Below are 18852 nucleotides of genomic sequence, written 5' to 3'. Positions count from 1 at the left end.
AAAAAAGGCCTGCAACCGTCGCTGCAAGCCTGTGCATACGACGCCAGTGCGGCCCCGTTACCTCCTCATTTTACACGGACGCTGCGCTGGCCTTGTCGAGCGACCAGATGCCATCGGCCGGGTCCGGATAGGCCTTGAGCAATACCTGCTCGCCCTGGCTATCCATCGATTGCTTGCGCTGGCTCTGCTTTTCCTGCTCCGAGCGGCGCGGATCGCCAGTCAGATACGGTGCCAGCGCGGACAGCAGATCACGCTGGAAGGCTTGGCGCACTGGCGTGACCGTATCGGACACCAGATTGCCCATCACATAGCTCATCACCCGGGCCGACTGGCTGGCGGATTGATTGAGCGTGGCCTTGACCAGGCGCCCGTCGCTGTAGGCCAGGTTCACATCGCTGCTGGCGGCATCCTTGATCTGATGGAAGTTGTAGTTTTGCGATTGCTGGGTGTAGTCCAGCTTCAGTTGGCCGCCTGGCGTGCCCGGCGTATGAAAGCTGGCGTTCAGCTCGGATTTCTGCTGCTGCGCAATGGAGCGCTCGCCCTGGCTGCGTCCGCCAATGCTGGTGCTTTGCGACAGCTCGTAGGCGAAGCTGTCCTGTTCGCTCGGACGCATCGGATTGATCGACGTGGATGCCTGGCTGACCTGAGCGCTGAAGTCGGCCAGCCCGCTCAGCGCGGCATGGTCCGCCGCCGCCAGTTCCCATTTTCCGCCTGCGGGGGTGCCGGCACGCGGCGCGGTGCTGCCGACGTTGGCGTTGAGCCCGGAAAAGGCGTCCTTGAACATCGTCATCAGCCCGGCGTCGGCACGGCCCCTGCTTGCGGCGTGGTCGAACTGCTTGAGGTGGCTGGCCAGCGCCCTGGCCTGCTGTTCGGGACTGCCGAGACCCGACAGATTGCCGGTATCGACGCTGACCGACGCCGTGCCGGACGGCCCGCTCAGGCTGACCTTGCGTTGCGCGCCGTCGGCGTGAAAATCCAGGGCCTGCGTGCTTTCCGGATCGGTATCGAGCTTGATCGCGGCGCGCAGGTCGACCGACGCCAGCACCGCCGGATCGAATTGCGTGAGGCCCGCCAGCCTCACGGACGGCGGCTCCTCCGCCATGCCATCGATGGCGTCCTGGAAAGCGCCGGCCAGGCCGGCCAGCGCGTTGCGCTCCGCGTCGCTCAATTCCCCGCTAGTGCTCATCCGCACCGCCAGGCCATCGTCGCGGCTATCCAGGGCCAGCTGGACCTCGACGCCGCTTTTGGTGGTGATGCTGAGCGACATCCGGTCGTCGCCCTGGCCATGCAAGGCCGGGGCCGCCGGCGACAGGTGCGCCGATTGCGAGACATTGCTGACGTCGCCCCTGAATTGCGTAAGCAGGGCCGCGCCCAGTCCGCTGAAACGGCCGGCGCTCGAGCGCGCAGCGAGATTGGCGGCGATCAGATCGCTCACGCCATCGCGCGCGGTCGCTTCCCACGCCAGCGCGGAGGTGGCATGCATTGACGCCGCGACGCCCCGCGGACTGAGATTGACGATAGTGGACGGCGTCGATCGCTGCAGCGCCGGCGCTGCAGCGCGCTGGGGGGCGCTCGCCGCGCTCCGCGTCGATATGAGGCTCGAACTGGGAATGGAAGAAATTGCGCTCATGGCTGCTGGTCGAAAATGGTCAAATAACGCTGGAATCTTGCATTGTTTTTTTATCAACCGTACACTTCACGACGGCCTGACAACCGAAGCAACATTGACATAAGCTTATAACGACCGCAGGCGGAGAATCATGAGGGCGCGCCGAACATTTCTCTCCAGCTCATCGACAATGAAATAGTCAGTGAAAACGAATCCGTATTCGGTTAAGATGCGTAAATGAAACCCAAGGACGACAAAAAACTGGCCTCCATCGAACGCGCCACCTATGCGCTCGTGCAGGAAAACGGCCTGATGCCGCTGACGCTGGCCGCTATCGCGCGCGCCGCCGGCATTGCCACCAGCACGCTCTATATTTACTACCCGTCCAAGGAGGCGCTGCTCGACGCGCTGTACGAGCGCGCCAAGAGCGCCACCTTCGAGCGCCTCACGCGCGGCGCGGGAACGGAACTGGCGCCCAAGCTGCGCATTCGCCAGATCTGGCTCAACATGCTCAATAACCGCCTCGACCACCCGGCCGAGATGGTGTTCCAGGAGCAGTACGTCAGCTCCCGCTTCATGAGCGAGTCGAACCGCGAGCTGGGCAAGCGCTTCGTGCGCGAGTTCGACGAAGTCCTGGCAGCGGGCCGGCGCGACGATATCCTCAAGGCCGTCGCGCTTCCCTTCCTGGGGGCCTGCATCCTCGGCTCGGTGCGCGAAACCGCGCGCCTGATCGCCGCAGGCATCCTGCCAGACGACGAATCGACCAGGACCACCGGCTTTCAACTGTGTTGGGACGCTCTGAAGGCTTGAGCGTTTTTTTATCTTTTAACCGAATGGAGATTCACTTATCATGCAAAAAACGATACTGATCACTGGCTGTTCCAGTGGCATTGGCCGCGCCACCGCCGAACTGTTCGCCGAACGCGGCTGGAATGTGGTGGCGACCATGCGCGATCCGGCTGCGGCAGGCGCGCTCGCTGGCGCACCGAACGTGCTGGTCACCCGGCTTGACGTAACCGACGGCGCCTCGATCGACGCTGCCGTCGCGCTCGCGCTGGCCAGCTTCGGCCGCATCGATGCGGTCGTCAACAACGCCGGCTTCGGCGCCTTCGGCCCCTTCGAGACGGCATCGACGCAACTGGTCGAACGCCAGCTGGCGACCAACGTCACCGGCGTTCTCGACGTGGTGCGCGCGGTGCTGCCGGCCATGCGCGAACAGCGGGCAGGGACGATCATCAACGTCGCCTCGGTCGGCGGCCTGACGACGATGCCGCTCAACGCGATTTACCACGCTACCAAGTACGCCATCGTCGGCTTTACCGAAGGCCTCACTTACGAGCTGGCACCGTTCGGCATTGCGGCCAAGGCGGTCGCGCCGGGCGGCGTCGCCACCGACTTCGCCGGGCGTTCGCTGTCAACGACCTTCAGCGGTGACGCCCACCCCTATGCGGACTCGGTAGCAAGCGTCATGCGCACGTTCGAGAACAACCGTGGCGGCTATTCCCAGCCGCGCGCAATCGCCGAGGTGATCTTCAGCGCCGCCACCGATGGCAGCGCCCGCGTCACGTACGTGGCCGGTCCGGACGCCGAAGCGCTGCTGGCCGCGCGCGCCAGCCTGGGTACCGAAGCCTATATCGACATGATGAACCAGCGTTTCGGCTTGAAGTGAGTTGCTTAAGCTGCTCGGCGTTACATTGACAAACCATTAACCTCCCCGCGACAATGCCGGCCATGCGTACATTTCCCCTGATTGATATTGGACTGAACCTGTCCAGCCACCGCTTCGCGCGTGACTGGGAACACGTGATCGCGCGCGCGCATGACGCCGGCGTCGAGCGCTTCATCCTGACCGGCACATCGTTGAAAACGTCCAATGAAGTGGCGCTGCTGACGGAAAAAATGGCCCCCGGCAGCGCTTACTTCACCGCTGGCGTTCATCCCCATTATGCTTCCGGGTTCGATGCCGACGCACTGGATCAGCTGCGCGTGCTGCTATCGCATCCACATGCCGTGGCGGTGGGCGAAACGGGTCTCGATTACAACCGCGACCTGTCGCCTCGCCCTGTGCAGCGCGCCGCCCTCGAGGCACAGGTCGAGCTGGCCTGCACGGCCGGCAAGCCCTTGTTTCTGCATGAGCGTGAGGCCGCACCGGATCTGCTGGCCATCCTGGATAACTTCAAGGACCGCCTGCCACACTGCGTCGTGCACTGCTTCACCGGAAACGAGGCGGTCGCGCGGCAGTATGTCGAGCGGGGTTTTTATCTCGGCATCACCGGCTGGGTCGGACAGAAAAACCGCAATCAAGACCTTGTGCGCGCTCTGCAAGTCATCCCACCCGAGCGCATGATGCTCGAGACCGACGCGCCCTACCTGACGCCGCCCGGCTACGCCCCGGCCATTGCGGGCAGAAACGAGCCGGCTGGGCTGCCGCGCGTTGCTGAACTGCTGGCCATCGGCCGCGGCGTGCCGGTCGAGCAAGTCAGGGCGGATGCCTATGCGGCGACCATGGCGTTTTTCGGACTCGGAGACCTGCGCCACGGCGAAGGGTGACGTTTCCAAGGCCACTCGGGCACCGGCCGCGCGGCAAGGCGGCGCGCAGCGCATACAGCCACCAGCGCCGTCGCAAGCAACACCAAATCGGTACCGGCAACCGCCAACGGCATTGACGACGCGATAGCTGATGCGTCCCGTCTTTTCCTGCCGTACGCGGCGCTTTTCCACCCACAGCAGCAAGCTGCGCCCCTTGCACATTGGCTGATGCGGGACGCTGCCGGGGGCGCATCAGTTATCGTTTTCCTCCGACACATCGGTGTACGGAAGATACGAGCGGCGCTCCGGATCCACTTTCACCATGAGCATGCCCGCCGCGCCCACATGCCGGTTCGGGCCAAAGCGCATGGCCGGCAAACCATCAACGTCAAAGCCGCGCATCTGCTCGATGGCATGAACGAAGGTCTCGCGGTCGAGCCTGCGCCCACTGCGTTTGAGTGCCTCGACCAGGATCGCGACCGCGCCGAGCGCCAGGCGTTCTTGCACTGGCCGCGCGGCGCCGGGATAGGATAAGGCGGCCGGCGCGGCCAGGCGCAGGCGGCGCGCCGCGTCCGGGGCCAACACGAACACCGTGCGGCCGGCCTGCATCGCCAGCGCATGAATGGGCACCGCCGCTACCTTGTGCGCAACGCCTGCCAGATGGGCGCCGTCACCCAGGGACAATACGGCAACTGCGCCATTGCCACGCGCGTGTACAGCGGCGAGCGGCACCAATGTGAAACCACGCGCCACGGCCCGCGCCTGTAAAGCCCGCACGGTATCGGGCTCGGTGTCGGCGGCGGCCGACAATGCCAGCGTTGCGCCTTTGGGCGCCGCGGCCAGTGCCTGATCGAGCATGAAGCGCGCCTGCGCCGCGCTGCCCGGCAACAAGCCGAACGCGGCGGCGCCAGTGCCCGCATCAGGCGCGATCGATGGCGTGGCAGGCGGCACGTCCCTGCCCCAACCCAGCATCGCGAAGACGGCTGCACCCGGATCAAGCTGCAGCACCAGGCGGCGGCCGTAGATGCCGCCAGCGCCATTGATTTGCGCGAAACGCGCCTGTACGGCTGGTACCACGCTGGCATCGAGCCGCACGCCGATCATCAGCGTATCGGAACCGATGCCGGGATCGGCATCGGCCTCGCTGCCGAGCACGTCGAGATAGGCCGACAGGTCGGCCAGCGCACCGGCATCGAAGCGGTAGCGCGGCATCAGCGGATGCAGTGCGCGTCCTGCGGAAAGACCGTCGTTGACGGCCAGCCGCAGTTCATCGAGGCCGGCCTTCTGCCCCGCAAAACGCTGCAAGGCAGGCGCCGCGACAGACCCTTCGCGGCGCCCCTCGCCGTGCCGGCCATGGCAGCGCGCGCAAGCGGCCGCACCGCTCTGGTACGCCAAACGTCCGCGTTCCACCGTCGCCTGTGCCCCGGCCCAGCCACTCAAGCCGAGCAGGCAGACAGCCAGCACGGCGCGGCCAGGTTTCACGGCTGCGCACCCAGCATCGGCACCACCGCCGCCACGATCTCGGCCGGCGCGCCCAGCGCCATCAGCTTTTTCCATTCACCGGTCCGCAAATTGCCGGCCAGCAGAATGGTGCTGTGATCATCGATCTGTTCGCCGTTGTAGCCGCCGAGCTTGTAGCGCACCCAATCGACGTTCTCCTTCTTGCCAGTCAGGAAAGTCCAGCCCGGCTTGATCTGGAAACGTTGCGCGAAATCGCGCAAGACGGTGGGCGTGTCGGTGCCGGGATCGACCGTGATCGACACCATGTGCACATCGTGTCCGGCGCGCTCTCCCAGCAAGGCCTGGACCCGCGCCAGATTGGCTGTCATCGGCGTGCAAATGCCAGGGCAGGTGGTGAACATGAAATTGATCAGCACCACCTTGTCCTTCAACATGTCGTCATAAAAGCGCACCGCCCGCCCATCCTGCGTCAGCAGCGGCAAATTGGTGAAATACGTGCCCGCCACATCGCGCCCCGTCTTGACCGGCCCGGCCGCCTTTTGCGCCGCGCGCACAATCTCGGGCGCCGACACCAGGCCTTCGAGCCGGGTCCAGCTGCCGACGCTGTCGTTGATCACCAGTACCAGGCCGCTGTGCTCGGCCGGCGCCGCGCCGCCGGCACCCAGCGCCGCCAGCAGCGAATCGACTTCCGGCTTGCGGCCAGTGACAAAGTGCCAGCCCGGCCCGGCGTCGAAGCGTTTGGCAAACGCCTTCAGGCGGGCCGGCACATCGACCGCCGGGTCGATACTGATCGAAATGAGGGCAATATCGCTCCCGACCCGCGCGCCCAGGCTCTTTTGTACCTCGCGCAGGGTGGCTGCCTGGGTCGGGCAAATCATGGTGCAACTGGTGAAAATGAAATTGACGATGACGGTCTTGTCCTTGACCAGGTCGCGCTGGAACGCCACCTGGCGCCCATCCTGATCGAGCAAGGACGCTTCCGGCACCGCCTTCGGCGCCGCGTGCGCCATCAGCGCACAGCACCACAACACGCCCATGCACAGCCACTGTGCGTTCATGCGTCTGCCCATCGTTGCCTCCAAAAGTCTGAATCCGGCCAGCGCTGTTCGCGCCGGTAATAGTGAGCGCGCTGCACCAGGTAATCGGCATACATGCTGCTGATCCGATCCGCGTAGGCCGGCATGGCGCTGGCGTCGCCGCCGAGGGCGGCAGCGAGCGCGCCGGCAGCGGCCAGTCCCTGCTCGAGCGCGCTCATGATGCCCTGCGACGACAGCGGGTCGACACTGGCGGCAGCGTCGCCCACGGCCAGCCAGCCGGCGCCGGCCGCTTGCGCCAGGCAGGCGCTGTAGGCCGGCACGATGGCAGCCGCTGCCTCGGCCTGGCCGCCGTGCTGTACCAGGCGGGCATGCGTCAGCGGCGCACTGTCCGGCCGGGGCGGCCCGGCCAGCGCGCGGCGCGTGTGCCGGCCCGCGTCGGTCATGTACGCCAGCACCAGGCGTCGCTCTGGCAGCGGCGCCGAGTACCACCAGCCATCGCGTTCGGCTTCGATCAGCGTACGGCATTGCACCTTGTTGCCGGCGCCATGATAGGTGACGACCCCGACCAGGTGATCAAGCGGACGGCGCGCGCTGCCGCAGCGCCGCGCCACCGTCGCGCGGCGCCCGGTCGCGTCGACCACGAAGCGCGTGTGCCAGTCCAGCGGACCGTCGGGGCCCGCCAGCCGCAAACGCCAGCCGCCAGCCGCGCGCGCAAGCTGTTCCAGCCGGGTCGCGCCATGCAGCATCGCGCCGCACAACTGCGCCTGCCTGCGCAGGGTGGCGTCGAAGCGGCCGCGCTCCAGATGCCAGCCATTGCCGTAGGGGCTGAACAGGAAGTCGCGTCCAGCCGCCTCCGGTGTGCCCCAGGCCGACATATTGCCCAGCGATTCCAGATGGCCATCGGCGAGGAACGCATCGAACACGCCCAGGCGCTCGAGCGCGACCCGGATGCCCGGACCGACCGATTCGCCAACCGCCAGCCGCGGCCCGGTGTCGCGCTCGGCCAGCAGCACGCGATGCCCTGCGCGCGCCAGCAACAGCGCCACGGCCGCGCCGGCCGGCCCGGCGCCAATCACCGCCACATCGGCATCACAGGGCGCCATCAATGCGGCGTTCCCATGCCCCAGATGCGGTGCGGCCGCCCCTCCTTGCCCTTGGACAGGTAGTTGGTCGACACCTTGCCCGCATTCGGCACCACCGGTAGCTGCGCCTTGGCGGCCAGACGCGCGCTGCGCGCCATCCCGCCCACCGGACAGCCCATCCCGATCCACTGCACGATGATGCTCTTGTAGCTGGCGCCACCGGTATTTGCCGGGATCGCCTGGAACGCGGTCGCCATCGCGCCGTTACCGGCCAGCATGCTGGTCACCAGCGGACTGTTGAGCGGATCGAAACGCCTCACCCAGCCGTTGCGTTCGCACGCCAGCGCGCGCATCAGGGCGTCGTTGTCCTCCAGGGCGAACCATTCCTGGATCGACATCGATACCAGTGGCGCGTCCTTGGCGGCGGGATCGGCGCCAAGCGGATCCGGGCCTTCCAGCTTGACCCGGTGTCCGCTGACGCCCATTTGGCGCTCACGCATGAAATTGATGGTCGAGTGCATGCAATGCGCGATATCGGTGTCCACAGGCGGCGTCTGCCCGAGATACAGGATATAGTCCTGCCACAGCTTTTGCTCCGCGGCCGAGAACACGTGGTACATCGGCCCATTAAAACTGATCAGCTGGAGGATGGTGCTGTGCTCCAGATCCCCCGGCACGACCAGGCCGGCCTTCTGCATTTCTTGCAGCAGGCCGAACGGGTCGAGCATCCAGTCGTTGATCAGGTTCGGCCCGAGCATTTTCTCGCGGTGGGCGCGGCTGGCATACGGCGCCTTGGCCTGGATCATCGCCACCACGCGATCTTCCGGCGTTGGCGGGCTGGTGCTGGCGTTGGCCATGTCGTCACCCAGCGTTCCCAGCGTGCCGAACGCCACATACCCGGTCCAGATGCGTTTCCAGACCAGCTGCATGGCCGCTTCGCCTTCCGACTCGCGCACCTGGTCGAGGTACATCTCGACGCAGGCCTTGGCGATGGCCCCGTGGCCGGCACTGGCATTGTCGATCCCCAGATGCAGCGCGTAATACAGCGGATTGATGCCCAGCGCTTTCATCTGGTCGACAGAGCTGAGCAGGCCGATCGCACTCCATTCCAGGTACAAGGTCATGCCCAGCAGTTCCGGCATGAATTCATCGCCGAACTGCGAGATCGCCAGCAGGAACACGGGCTGCGTAAAAGCCGAATCGTACAGGTCAGGATTGTCCGCATACTCGCGCGTATGCAAGTCCGGCAGGTAGATGTTCAAGCTCTTGAGCAAGTCGGTGTAGACGTTGGCGTGGTTCTGTTCCACGTTGCCGTCGCCCATCTCATCCATGCGGATGCTGAACATCATGGAATCGATCGAGCCGATCGGGCCGTCCGGCGTGATGCCGCGCAGCCAGGCGCCATCGAGCTGGTTGAATGGCGCCATCTGGAAGATGCTGTTGATGACGCTTGCGCGGCTGTTGCTCAGGTAACTCTGGTGCGCGGTGCCGCTCTGCGCGACCAGGTACTGCTGCCGGGCCGAACTGAGGCTGGCGTCGCGCACGAAATTGTCGTAGATCAGGTCGAGGCGCGCGTCGAAGCTATCCTTCGTGAAAGGAAAGAACTTCCAGACTTCGTCATGATCTGCCAGTTCCTGATTTTGCCAGGCTTTCTCGAGAAATTCGCCCACCAGGCTGTGCGCGCGCGGCAGGAAATCGCCGTACGACGCGATATTCATCAGGTAGTAGAAGAAGTCGCGCATCGTGCTGCCAAAGTAAGGCGAGCGCTCCGTCTCGATCATCACGCGTTGTCCGTCGACCTGCTTTTGCACGACGAAACCCAGGTCTTTCCAATGTTCGACCATGGCATTGTCGATGTCGGGCGGCGCGGTCGGCAAGCCGCGCGCCCACGGCACGCGCTTGGCCAGCACTGACGACAAGGGTTCCTTGTTGATCCCGTCGTCCGATGCCACTCCGGCATCCAGCGTCCCGACCGGCACCACATCGTCAGGACGCTGGGCCGGCCACCAATAGGTGTTGCACTCCGAGAAGTCGGCCTGCCATGGCAAGGCCATGTGCATGGTCAGGCCGCCCGGCGGCGTGGCCGGGTTAATGCGGCACAGGCCAGCCCAGGTACTCGCCTCACGCGAAAAATACGTCATTTCAATGCCGGGATAGAAGGCGCCGCCGACGCACGGTTCGAGCGCGGCGCGGTCGAGCGCGGCCGGTTGTTGCGCCACGGGCAAGGACGACAGCGGCGGCGCCGCGGCTGGCTCGCCCTGCCAGTCGGCGATGAAGTCGCCTTCGGCCCAGCGTTTCATCTTGGCGTATTGCACCGGGCTGAGCGTGAGCCAGGTGACATACACGCCGCTGAGCGGCAGCGGCGTGTTCAGCGACGCGTCGGCCAGCATGGTCGCCTCGCCGCCATCGCCCGACATCTGGGGCATGAACCTGTCGTTCGCGTAGCGCAGGGTTTCCGGCGTATCTTGTGCATCCACATTGGCGGCGACCAGGTTGGGCGGACGCAGGCGGCCGAACACATGGCCGCGCGCATCGCGGAACGGCTCCTCGTTGCTGTTCGACGCCAGCGCCAGGAACACCGGATTGCACGCGCCCATGAACGAACCCTGGGCCGTGTCGCTGCCGTGACCCCGATTTGCGGTCTTGTTCAGCCAGGTGAAGGTGTCGAGCCGCTTCAGGATCGGATACACGTCCCGCATGAATGACACCGCGTCGCTCTGCGAGGCGTCGCCCACCGCTTCGCGCGCAATATCGTACAGCGTGGTCAGGGTTTCGGCCGCTGGCACGAACTTGGGCACGGCGCACAGCACCCAGGCCTGATCCTTCAGCGTCACGCTGGTGCCGTCGTGCAGCACCACGGTGGCGCTGACCGGGCCATCGGAGACATCGTCAAACCAGTAATCGTTATTGGCAAAGGCGCTGCCCACGTTCAGCAAGCCGATCGGATTGTTCGGAATCAGCGAGCCCGATTTGCCGGCGCCGCCCAATACCAGCAAGCGGCCATCGCTATCGGTGCGCAATTCGCCCAGCGGCACCTCGACCTTGGGCGACTGCGCCACCGGCTTGATCACTTCGCCCGGCGTCCAATACTGCGTTTGCAGCGGCGGCGCTTGATTGTGCAGCACGTCCGATGCCTTGATGTTCATGTAGCCGTCGCGGCTGCCTCGCACCCAGTCCGGATCGGCGCCGCCCGGGGCCGGCATCAACACCGTGTAAGGCAACGGCCCGATGGTGCCGCCGTCGAACCTGACCCGCACGGCGGGATCGGTGCCGCCGATCGAACGCGGACCCGGGTCGATCACCAGCCGTTCGCGCTCGGGCGAACCGGCCGGGATTTGCTGGTTGCGCAGCGGCGCAGCGTCCGGGTCCTTTTCATAAAAATCAGGATACTGGCTCTGCCAGTAGCGTCCCAGGAACATAGTGTTGACCGCCTTGCGGTTGGCCAGGTGCACGGTCCAGGTGATGCTGGCGTCGGCCGCCGTCAATTCGCGGATCGGCTGGTCGTTGGCGTCATAGGCGTAAATGCGAAAGCGCGCGGCCTGGCGCTTGATGCGTCCATCGGCATCCTTGTAGCCGCCGGGCGGATCGACCACCTCGCCGGGCGACTCCGGGCCGCAATAGTAGGCGTCCGGGCTGTTGCCGACGCGGGCGATGCCCAGGCCGGGGTGGATGCGGCAATAGGCAATCGCCGGCCCGGCTGCGGCGCCGCTGGTGCTCCTGGGATCTCGATGTGCGCTCACGCGGCTCTCCTGTTGCGACTCGGTTGTGGTGGTTGGTTCATTCGATGGCAGTCAAGACCAGCCGGGCCGGATCGGCCCAGCGCAGGCCCAGCGAGGGGGCCTGGAAATGCATGAAGTACAGGCCCGGCGCGGGCGCGGCGAAGTCGACGCTGTAGGCGCCGTTGCCCTGGGCGCTGGCCAGCAAACGTGTTTGCGAGATGCCGGACGCATCGAAAATGAGCACCTCGAGGTCGCCCGCCGGCGCCAGCCTGGCCGGCTCGCCTGCGCCATGCACGCGCAGCCGCAGGCGCTGCGCGCGGCCCGCGGTCAGCGCGCCCTGCCCTGGTTCGAGCGCCACCGCCAGCTGGCGCGCCGGCCGGACCCCGTCCGCAGCGGCGATATCGAGCGCGAAACAGTGCAGCACGCGCGGCTGGTCCAGGTACATCACCAGCTGGTAGGCGCCGGCTGGCGGCAGCCGGGTGTCGACCCGGTACTGTCCGGGGTCGCGCTCTTGCAGGCTGCGATCGACCACCATCAGCGCGCGCGGCGTGCGGCCGTAATTGCGGAACGCGCCGAGCGGCGCGGCCATGCCTTCCTTGTAATAGTAGATGCTGCGGTCGGCCGGATTGGCCAGCAACATGGCGTCGCCGTTGGGCGCCGCCGCCATCACGCCGGCCAGGCTGCTGCGCTGGCCGGGCGCCAGCTGGCCGCCGGCGAAACTGGCTACCTTGATCGCTTCGCCGCTGCGCCCCAGGCCGTCGAGCGCGACCATGTGAACCTCGGGCCCGCCCTGGCGGTGGATGTATGCCATGCGCCCGGAAAAAGCCAGCTGGTCCGGGCCCTTGCCGATCTGGGCGCTCTGGACGATCTGGTTGCTGGCGGTGTCGAGCACTTGCAGTTCGCCGGTAAGGCCGTTGAGAACCAGTCCCAGCCGGCCCCCGGGAACGAAACCGAGTTCGTTCACGCCGGGCGCGCCGGCCAGGCGTGCCGCCACGCGCCCGCCGCTGTCGATGGCGACGATGCTGCCGTCGCCGCTATCGGCCACATAGACCAGCCGCGCAGCGCCCGACCAGGCCAGCGCCACCGGCGCCGGTCCGGTCGCGACCACGGCGCGCTGGCGCAGCGCCAAGGCATCGATCACGGTCACGCTGCCGGCGCCCCGATTGCTGACGAAGGCGACCGCGCCATCGTCGCTGAAGGCAATCTCGTGCGGCCCTGCCCCGGTGTCGATGCGCGCGGCCAGCGTGCCGTCGGCGCTGCCCAGCACGGCGACGCCGCTGGCAGTGGCGACCCAGACACGGCCCCTGCGGCCGGGCTGGCGCGCCAGGCGCGCCGGCTGCGCGCCGACCTGCGTGTTGGCGAGCACTATCCAGCTGCGCGTATCGACCAGCGCCACCGCGCCAGCTTCCGGCATCGAGACCAGTACGCGCTCGCCCTCTTGCAGCCAGTCGGCCCCGGGCGCCTTCAACTCGACCAGTGCCAGCAACTTCGAGCCGCCAAAGCCGTTGAGCGGATTGATCACCGAAATCGATGGCTCCGCATTCAGGGCCAGCACGTAATAGGCGTTCAGGTCGAGCGCCGGGGTGTCGAACCAGTTGCCGCCGACGAAGTGCGAAGCTTTGCGCCGGCACTCGCCGACGTCGCCGGCGCTGCCCGGGCGCTGCCGGTCCAGCCACGCGGCCGGCCGCGCACCGCGCAGCGGCGCTCCCTGGCTATCGAGCAGGCGCAAGGTGAAGCCGACATCGGCGCCGTCGCGCAAGGCGCCCGACGCGCTCAGTTGCACACGCACGCCCTCGTGCTCGATCTGGCCCAGCGGCACCGGCTGGGCCAGCAGTGCGCCCGACAGCAGGCAGCCGGCCGCCAGCAGCATTGCGCGGCGTCCCATTATTTCAGCGCGCCGCGACGGCGCGGCGACGAGCGCAACGCGGCCGCGGCCCGCGTCAACGGCGGGGTGGATGCGACTGGCGCGGCCCCATAACGGGCCTGGCCGCCGAAAGGCGAGGCCACCAGCACGGTGTCGGGCAGCGCGGCGCTGGCGCTGTAAGTCCAGCGCCCTTGAGAATCGACCGGCACGCTGGCCTGCCAGCCGTTCGTGTCGCTCAAGGTCAGGCTGCTGGTGCGTACCCGTTCGCCCGGCGCGGCAGCCGGGCGCACCGTGACCGTTCCGCTGATCTGGTAGCCGGCCCCGCTCGGCCGGACGGCATCGATCGCGATGGTGTCGGGCAGGATGGCGCCGGCGGCGCCCGGCGCGACCCGGAACAAGCCCCACAATCCCGCCTGGTACTGGGCGGCGGTGGCGCTGCGGTACACATAATCGCCCGCCGTCTTGAAGTGCCCGCCGGCCTGGGGAATGACGATATCGAAGTGCGAGGTCGGACCAACCCCGGTCGTGGCACCGGTCACGGCCGACTGCGGGTTGTGGCCGATCCTGGTCGAGCGGTCGAGATACGGCTGCTCCTGCCACTGGTGTCCGCTCAACTCGAACACTTGCTGGTTGTCGCCGATCCCGGGCGCGTGCAACACCCGAAAACGGACCGGCATGCCGGCCGGAGCCCGGAATACCGGTGTCACCGGATCGCCTCCCGTCAGCGCGTTCGAGATGGCGCCGCTGGTGTCGAATGCCGAATACGAGATGCTGCTCAGATTTCCCAAATCGCTCGCTAGCAAGGCATACCACGAAGCGGGTGGCGCCGTGCCGGCTTTTAACCCGGCTGCGGCATTCACCCCGTAGCGATAGAAAAACGGTTCGCTGCGGTAATTGAAGGCCGACATCGGCATGCCCGCGTCGTACAGCGGATTACCATTGAGTTCCATCGAGATATCGTTCTGGAACATCAGCGTGAAATCGCGGAACACGCCACCGTCGGCGGCGAACACGGTGGCCGAGGTGCGCGTGCCAGGGTCTTCCACCCAGGTCGCGCCCTTCGGCTCGATGACGATCGCGCCGAACAGGCCGCGGTAGGCCTGCATCAAGGGGTCGGCCGGCTGCAGATTGACGGCGCCAAATTCGACCGGCGTTGCGCGCAGATCGCCGTCGGCACCGCGTTCGAGGGTGCCGGCGTACCAAAGATAGTCGCGGAAAGGCACGGCGCAACCGCTGCACGCCGGGTCCCGCGGCGGCACCGTCTGCACCGGGTTGTTGCCCACGTTGGCGCCGTTCGACGAGGTAACGTCAAAGGCCAGCAGTTGCGGATGCAGGCCCACGCTGGAGGAGGTGCTCATCATAATGTCGGCATAGCCAGCCGAATAGGCGGTGGTGCCGTCCGGCCGGCTCGCCGATTCTTTCTTTTTAAACACACTGTCATCGCCATTGACGCGATTGCTCAGGCGGACCTTGATCCAGTCGCCGGCGGCAGCGCGCAACACCAGCGGTTCGAGCGCCACGCCCGGGCGCAGGCGCCCGCCGTCGACAAGATCCTCGTCGCGCACATAGACGATGGCGTTGGGATCGTTCAGCGGATGGCTGCTATCGTAGGTGTTTGGTCCGACATTGATGCCGCGCTCGTTGTAGGCAAGCGTGCCCTTCTCGCCGAGCAGCTGCTTGACCGTCAGCGCCGAGACATTGAACTGGCGCAGGCAAGGCAGGCCCAGGCTGCAATCGTCCTTGAGATCGCGCGGCAGCGTGGTGGCCAGCGCCGGCGGCGGGATCAAGTTGCCCGGCAATGGCGCCAGGTCCGGCGTCGCCTTGCGGTAGGCGCGCAACAAGCCCCAGGCGCCGTTGGTCAAGCCTTCATAGGAGGCACTCGGATTGTACAAATAATCGGCGCCATGCTCGCCCGCAGTGCGCGGCACGGTGAACAAGGCTTCGAAGTGCTCGGACAAGATCATGAACTGGCTGTTGCGAAACCCGGAATTCGGATCGAACGGCGCATGCTGCCATTTCAGGCCATGCATGGTGAAGTCGTGCATCGACGTGTGCGACCCGACCAGCATGCGGATCTGGACCGGGTCGTCCTCGTAGGCGCGCAACAACGGCGTATACGGATCGGCCGGGTTCATGCCGGCACTGATCGGCCGGCGCGGGAATCTCAAGCAGTCGCCCGTGCACGCGGGATCGATCCTGGCGCCGCCAACCGGTTGGCTGCTCATCGCGGCATCACTGCGCGGGATCGAGCGGAACACATGGGCCAGATCGGTTTCCACCCCACCCGTGATGGGCGTGACGGGCGACGGGGCCACGCGGTGCGGCAGCGGCTCGCCCCGGTAATTCATCGACACGATGCCAGGGCCGAAGTCGCTGATCAGAAACGGCTTCGGGCTCGCTGGCGGGCTGGCGGGCTGGCCGGCGGGCGGGCAGCCCGGACAATTTATCGCATGCACCGTGTCGGCCCAGCCGCGGTATTCGGCGCCTGGCGCCAAGGGCTTGCATTGGGAAAATGCCGCAAGCTGACCCGGGTAGCAATCGGGCTGGGCGCGGCTGCCCGGCCCGTACGCCAGTTGCAAGTCGCCCCAGGCCAGCGCGAATTCGCGGTAGGCGCGCTGCCCGCCCTTGGGCAGGATGTTGGCCGCATAGCTGGTTGGTCCGCCGTCGGCGCGCCGGCCCGGTCCGCCGGGTGCGCTATTCATCGGACTGCCGTCCAGCATGGTCCAGGTCGAGCCGGCCGGTTCGATCAGCAGGCCGCCGTACAGGCCGGTCATCTGGTGGGTCGACGGTCCGAAATGGTCGTGCGTGAAGACGGTCATGAAGGTGCGGTCGTTGCCGCTGCGGTCGAGCAAGGGATCGACCCACCAGCGTTGCACGGTGGCCTGGGCTCCCAGCCATTGACGCTGGGCTGGCGGCACATTGCCGCAGTCGGGCCTGGCGTCGGCGGCGGCGCGCGGACCGCAGCCCAGCGCGGCGATCGCCTTGGAGCGCAGCAAGCGCGGTTTGCCGCCGCCGTACGGCAGCAGTCCGCCGGCCGTGTTGATGCCATCGATCCTGTCGCGCACCTCTTCCGGGCTGAAGGTGCCGTCTTCATAGTTAAAGCCGTTGGCCGCGCCATCGGAGGCCAGCACGTCGAATTTGACCAGGTGGATATGCTGGCCGATGATGTCGGTCGGGGTGCGCACCTGGAAATCGTCCAGCTCGTAGTAGGCCGGCACCAGATTGGTGTGCCAGTATTCGACGACGTCGTCGCTGTGGGCGCGGAAGAACAGCGGCTCGGGCGGTTTTTCGCCGCTCAGGATATCCTTCACGTCGCCCCACAAGGCCATCATGCGCTGTTGCGGGTAGTGCCAGCCCTTCTTGTTGAACACGGCATCGACCTGCAAGCTGGCGCCGCGGTAGTGGCGAACCTTGCCATCCACGCCGAGGCCGGGGTTGGCGAACGGCGCGCCCGGCGCCGGCGGCAAGCCATTCATCTTGAAGCGCCCGGCCGTGCCGTCCGGCAGGAAGGTGGCGATGGTTTTTTGCGCATGGGCCGCCATCGCGGCCTGCTCCGCCGGCGTACCATCCTCGGGCAACTCGACGGCCTGGGTCCAGCCCAGGTCCTTGCTGAAATCGAGGGTGGTGTGCGCTTCATGCTTCACCTTGGCCTGGGTAATCAGGTGGCGCGGCAAGCCGCCGTCGAGCACTTCCTTGCCGTCGACCGCGAAGTCCATTGGCGGATGGGGTGGGCGGTGGCCCGCGCGGCCGGGCACGAAAAACGGGTAGCCGGGGTTGCCGCCGCCTTCACCCAGTTTCACCTGGCCATTGCGGATCTCGACCGGGGCCGGCCACGGCGCCATCGGCCGGGTTGGCAAGGGCAGCACGGCCGGAATCGGGGTGCCGCGCAGGATTTCCGGGTCCGGCAAGGCGCGCGCCCCCGGGGTCGGGCGCCCGTCGCTCAGCGGCGTGCCCGCCTCGAACACGTCGTGGACCCGGAACAAGGCCCACATGCCGGAGGCGAAATGGGGATAGAAGTGGCAATGGAAGATCGAGTCGCCGGCAGTCAGGTTGCGGTTGCCGCTGCCGTCGTAGACCAGGTCCAGTGTGAACGACGCCCCCGGTCCGATGGCCTGGCTGTCCAGGTAGGCGCTGACGTCGCTGCCCGCGCTTTGCAGCCACTGGTGGGCGTGGTGATGGTGCACGTGGTGCACGGCGGCGCCCGCGTGCAGGATGCGAAAGCGCGCGCGGTCGCCCAGGTAGCTGTGATACACGTTCGACGGATCGTCCGGGAAATAGGCTTTGCTGGCACGGGCTGCGGCCGGTTTGCCTGGCTCGCACGGCGGCTTCAACGAGTTGGGCAAGGTTTTTGCGTACTCTTCCAGCTGCCCGGTGGTGCACGGACTGTTGGCCGGCACATCGACCACCATCGAGGGATCGCCGCCCACCCACGACGAGAGGAAGAACTCCTCGAATTTGCATTCGTCGCAATCGGCGCCCGGGCCGAGCTTCATGCGGTTGGCCAGGATTTCGGCCGCAATGCCGGCCGCGCCGTAGTTGATCGCGAAACTGTCGGCGCCGGCGTTGAGCGTCGTGCTCGAGAGGTTCTTCGTTTGCGAGAACCAGGGGAAGGCCTGCACCACATCTTGCGACTCGTGGTAATGGACCGTCACTTCGCGGTAGGGCGCGCCCTGGTCCGGCAGGGCCGGATTAGCCGGCGCGCCGGCCGGCGGCGGGAAGAAGCGCCCGTGCTTCGGTCCGGTGATCACCGCCGTCAAGTCGCTGTGCACGAGCCGGTTTTTACTGTCGAGCATCTTCAGCACGGGCGTGCCGGCGCGTGGATGGCCGGCCGGATACAGCGCGTCGTAATTGATGATCGGCAGCTTGCTGTTGGGCGCGTGGCCCTTGGTGGCCAGGCGCATATCCTCTTCGCTGACCTGGCTGCGGTACCATTCGGCGTTCTTCGGTTGGACATTGACCGCCCCGAACAAGCCCATGGTCAGCTGGTCGGTGCCGAAACCGTTGAAATCCCCGGCAGTGCTGTAGAGCAGGAACGAGCCCTCTTCCGGCGCGTACAGATGGTAAGTCGTGCGATGTCCCGGTGCGACCAGCGCGCCGCCATCCGCCGGGTTCGGATTTTGGCCGGCATTGATTCCGTCATCGCCGATGCCCTTGACGGCTTGTAAGCCAGCAACGTGGATCGAGGCCGCGCGGGTCGATGGCTGCAGATCGTGCGCCGCACCCATCAGCAAATTGTCAAATTCGATGGTGAGGCAATCGCCTGCATTGACGCGCAATACAATCGGCCGTGGACGCTTGTCTTTACGCAACATCACGTTGCCGGGAACCAGCCCGGCGCTGGCATCCTTGACGACGACATCGCTGCGCAAGGCGTAGATCATGCCGCCGGGGCGGGCGGCACCCAAGCGGTTGATCATCATCGGCTGATCGATCGCCACGACCGCTGCCGTCACGGTGCGGGGACAGGAAGCGGGCGCCGCCTGGGCCGCGCACGCCACCGACAGACCGACTGCCCAGATAGTGCCGAAGTTGCTCAATTTGCCCACGAGAC

The 18852-nt window shown here is 66.5% G+C and carries 11 protein-coding genes; 4 read left to right on the top strand and 7 right to left on the bottom strand.

Annotated elements, in window-relative coordinates:
• Positions 1-70: 70 nt before the first annotated feature.
• Positions 71-1483, bottom strand: a complete 1413-nt coding sequence (locus tag PO883_RS11740) for a hypothetical protein (protein ID WP_289309923.1) — start codon at positions 1481-1483, stop codon at positions 71-73.
• A 28-nt stretch (positions 1484-1511) separates the two neighbouring features.
• Between PO883_RS11740 and PO883_RS11735 the strand changes: the two genes are divergently transcribed.
• From PO883_RS11735 to PO883_RS11720, 4 genes are all read left to right on the top strand, one after another.
• Positions 1512-1733 (top strand): hypothetical protein, encoded by a 222-nt coding sequence (locus PO883_RS11735; RefSeq protein ID WP_289309922.1) that lies wholly within the window; start codon positions 1512-1514, stop codon positions 1731-1733.
• A 113-nt stretch (positions 1734-1846) separates the two neighbouring features.
• Entirely contained in the window at positions 1847-2419 is a 573-nt protein-coding gene (locus tag PO883_RS11730; RefSeq protein ID WP_289309921.1) for a TetR/AcrR family transcriptional regulator, read from the top strand.
• A 40-nt stretch (positions 2420-2459) separates the two neighbouring features.
• Positions 2460-3278: an SDR family oxidoreductase gene (locus PO883_RS11725; protein ID WP_289309920.1), complete on the top strand. Its 819-nt coding sequence runs from the start codon at positions 2460-2462 to the stop codon at positions 3276-3278.
• A 62-nt stretch (positions 3279-3340) separates the two neighbouring features.
• The gene (locus tag PO883_RS11720) at positions 3341-4159 is read left to right on the top strand and encodes a TatD family hydrolase (RefSeq protein WP_289309919.1); all 819 of its coding nucleotides are present in this window, start codon (positions 3341-3343) and stop codon (positions 4157-4159) included.
• Between the two features lie 231 nt (positions 4160-4390).
• On the opposite strand, the gene PO883_RS11715 is transcribed toward PO883_RS11720, so the two are convergent.
• From PO883_RS11715 to PO883_RS11690, 6 genes are read right to left on the bottom strand one after another with little or no spacing between them, the layout of a single operon-like run.
• Positions 4391-5620, bottom strand: coding sequence for a hypothetical protein (locus PO883_RS11715; protein ID WP_289309918.1), 1230 nt, complete (start codon positions 5618-5620; stop codon positions 4391-4393).
• Entirely contained in the window at positions 5617-6657 is a 1041-nt protein-coding gene (locus tag PO883_RS11710) for an SCO family protein (RefSeq protein ID WP_289309917.1), read from the bottom strand. The genes PO883_RS11715 and PO883_RS11710 overlap by 4 nt, the downstream gene beginning before the upstream one ends.
• Positions 6654-7739, bottom strand: a complete 1086-nt coding sequence (locus PO883_RS11705) for an NAD(P)/FAD-dependent oxidoreductase (protein WP_289309948.1) — start codon at positions 7737-7739, stop codon at positions 6654-6656. The genes PO883_RS11710 and PO883_RS11705 overlap by 4 nt, the downstream gene beginning before the upstream one ends.
• Positions 7739-11458, bottom strand: coding sequence for a LodA/GoxA family CTQ-dependent oxidase (locus PO883_RS11700; RefSeq protein ID WP_289309916.1), 3720 nt, complete (start codon positions 11456-11458; stop codon positions 7739-7741). Before PO883_RS11700 ends, PO883_RS11705 begins: the two co-directional genes overlap by 1 nt.
• A 37-nt stretch (positions 11459-11495) precedes the next feature.
• Positions 11496-13322: a YncE family protein gene (locus PO883_RS11695; RefSeq protein ID WP_289309915.1), complete on the bottom strand. Its 1827-nt coding sequence runs from the start codon at positions 13320-13322 to the stop codon at positions 11496-11498.
• The gene (locus PO883_RS11690; RefSeq protein WP_289309914.1) at positions 13322-18847 is read right to left on the bottom strand and encodes a hypothetical protein; all 5526 of its coding nucleotides are present in this window, start codon (positions 18845-18847) and stop codon (positions 13322-13324) included. The genes PO883_RS11695 and PO883_RS11690 overlap by 1 nt, the downstream gene beginning before the upstream one ends.
• Between the last annotated feature and the right edge of the window lie 5 nt (positions 18848-18852).

It is taken from the genome of Massilia sp. DJPM01, assembly GCF_030348125.1.
GTDB lineage: Bacteria > Pseudomonadota > Gammaproteobacteria > Burkholderiales > Burkholderiaceae_D > Telluria_A > Telluria_A frigida.
Note: the sequence above shows the minus strand (reverse complement) of the source record. Positions and strands in the feature narration are given on the sequence as shown.

Bases quoted from the DNA above. Each gene is read 5' to 3' on its own strand.
- PO883_RS11740 (WP_289309923.1), bottom strand. From the start codon at position 1,483: ATGCATGCCACCTCCGCGCTGGCGTGGGAAGCGACCGCGCGCGATGGC.
- PO883_RS11730 (WP_289309921.1), top strand. From the start codon at position 1,847: ATGAAACCCAAGGACGACAAAAAACTGGCCTCCATCGAACGCGCCACC.
- PO883_RS11725 (WP_289309920.1), top strand. From the start codon at position 2,460: ATGCAAAAAACGATACTGATCACTGGCTGTTCCAGTGGCATTGGCCGC.
- PO883_RS11720 (WP_289309919.1), top strand. From the start codon at position 3,341: ATGCGTACATTTCCCCTGATTGATATTGGACTGAACCTGTCCAGCCAC.
- PO883_RS11710 (WP_289309917.1), bottom strand. From the start codon at position 6,657: ATGAACGCACAGTGGCTGTGCATGGGCGTGTTGTGGTGCTGTGCGCTG.
- PO883_RS11705 (WP_289309948.1), bottom strand. From the start codon at position 7,739: ATGGCGCCCTGTGATGCCGATGTGGCGGTGATTGGCGCCGGGCCGGCC.
- PO883_RS11695 (WP_289309915.1), bottom strand. From the start codon at position 13,322: ATGGGACGCCGCGCAATGCTGCTGGCGGCCGGCTGCCTGCTGTCGGGC.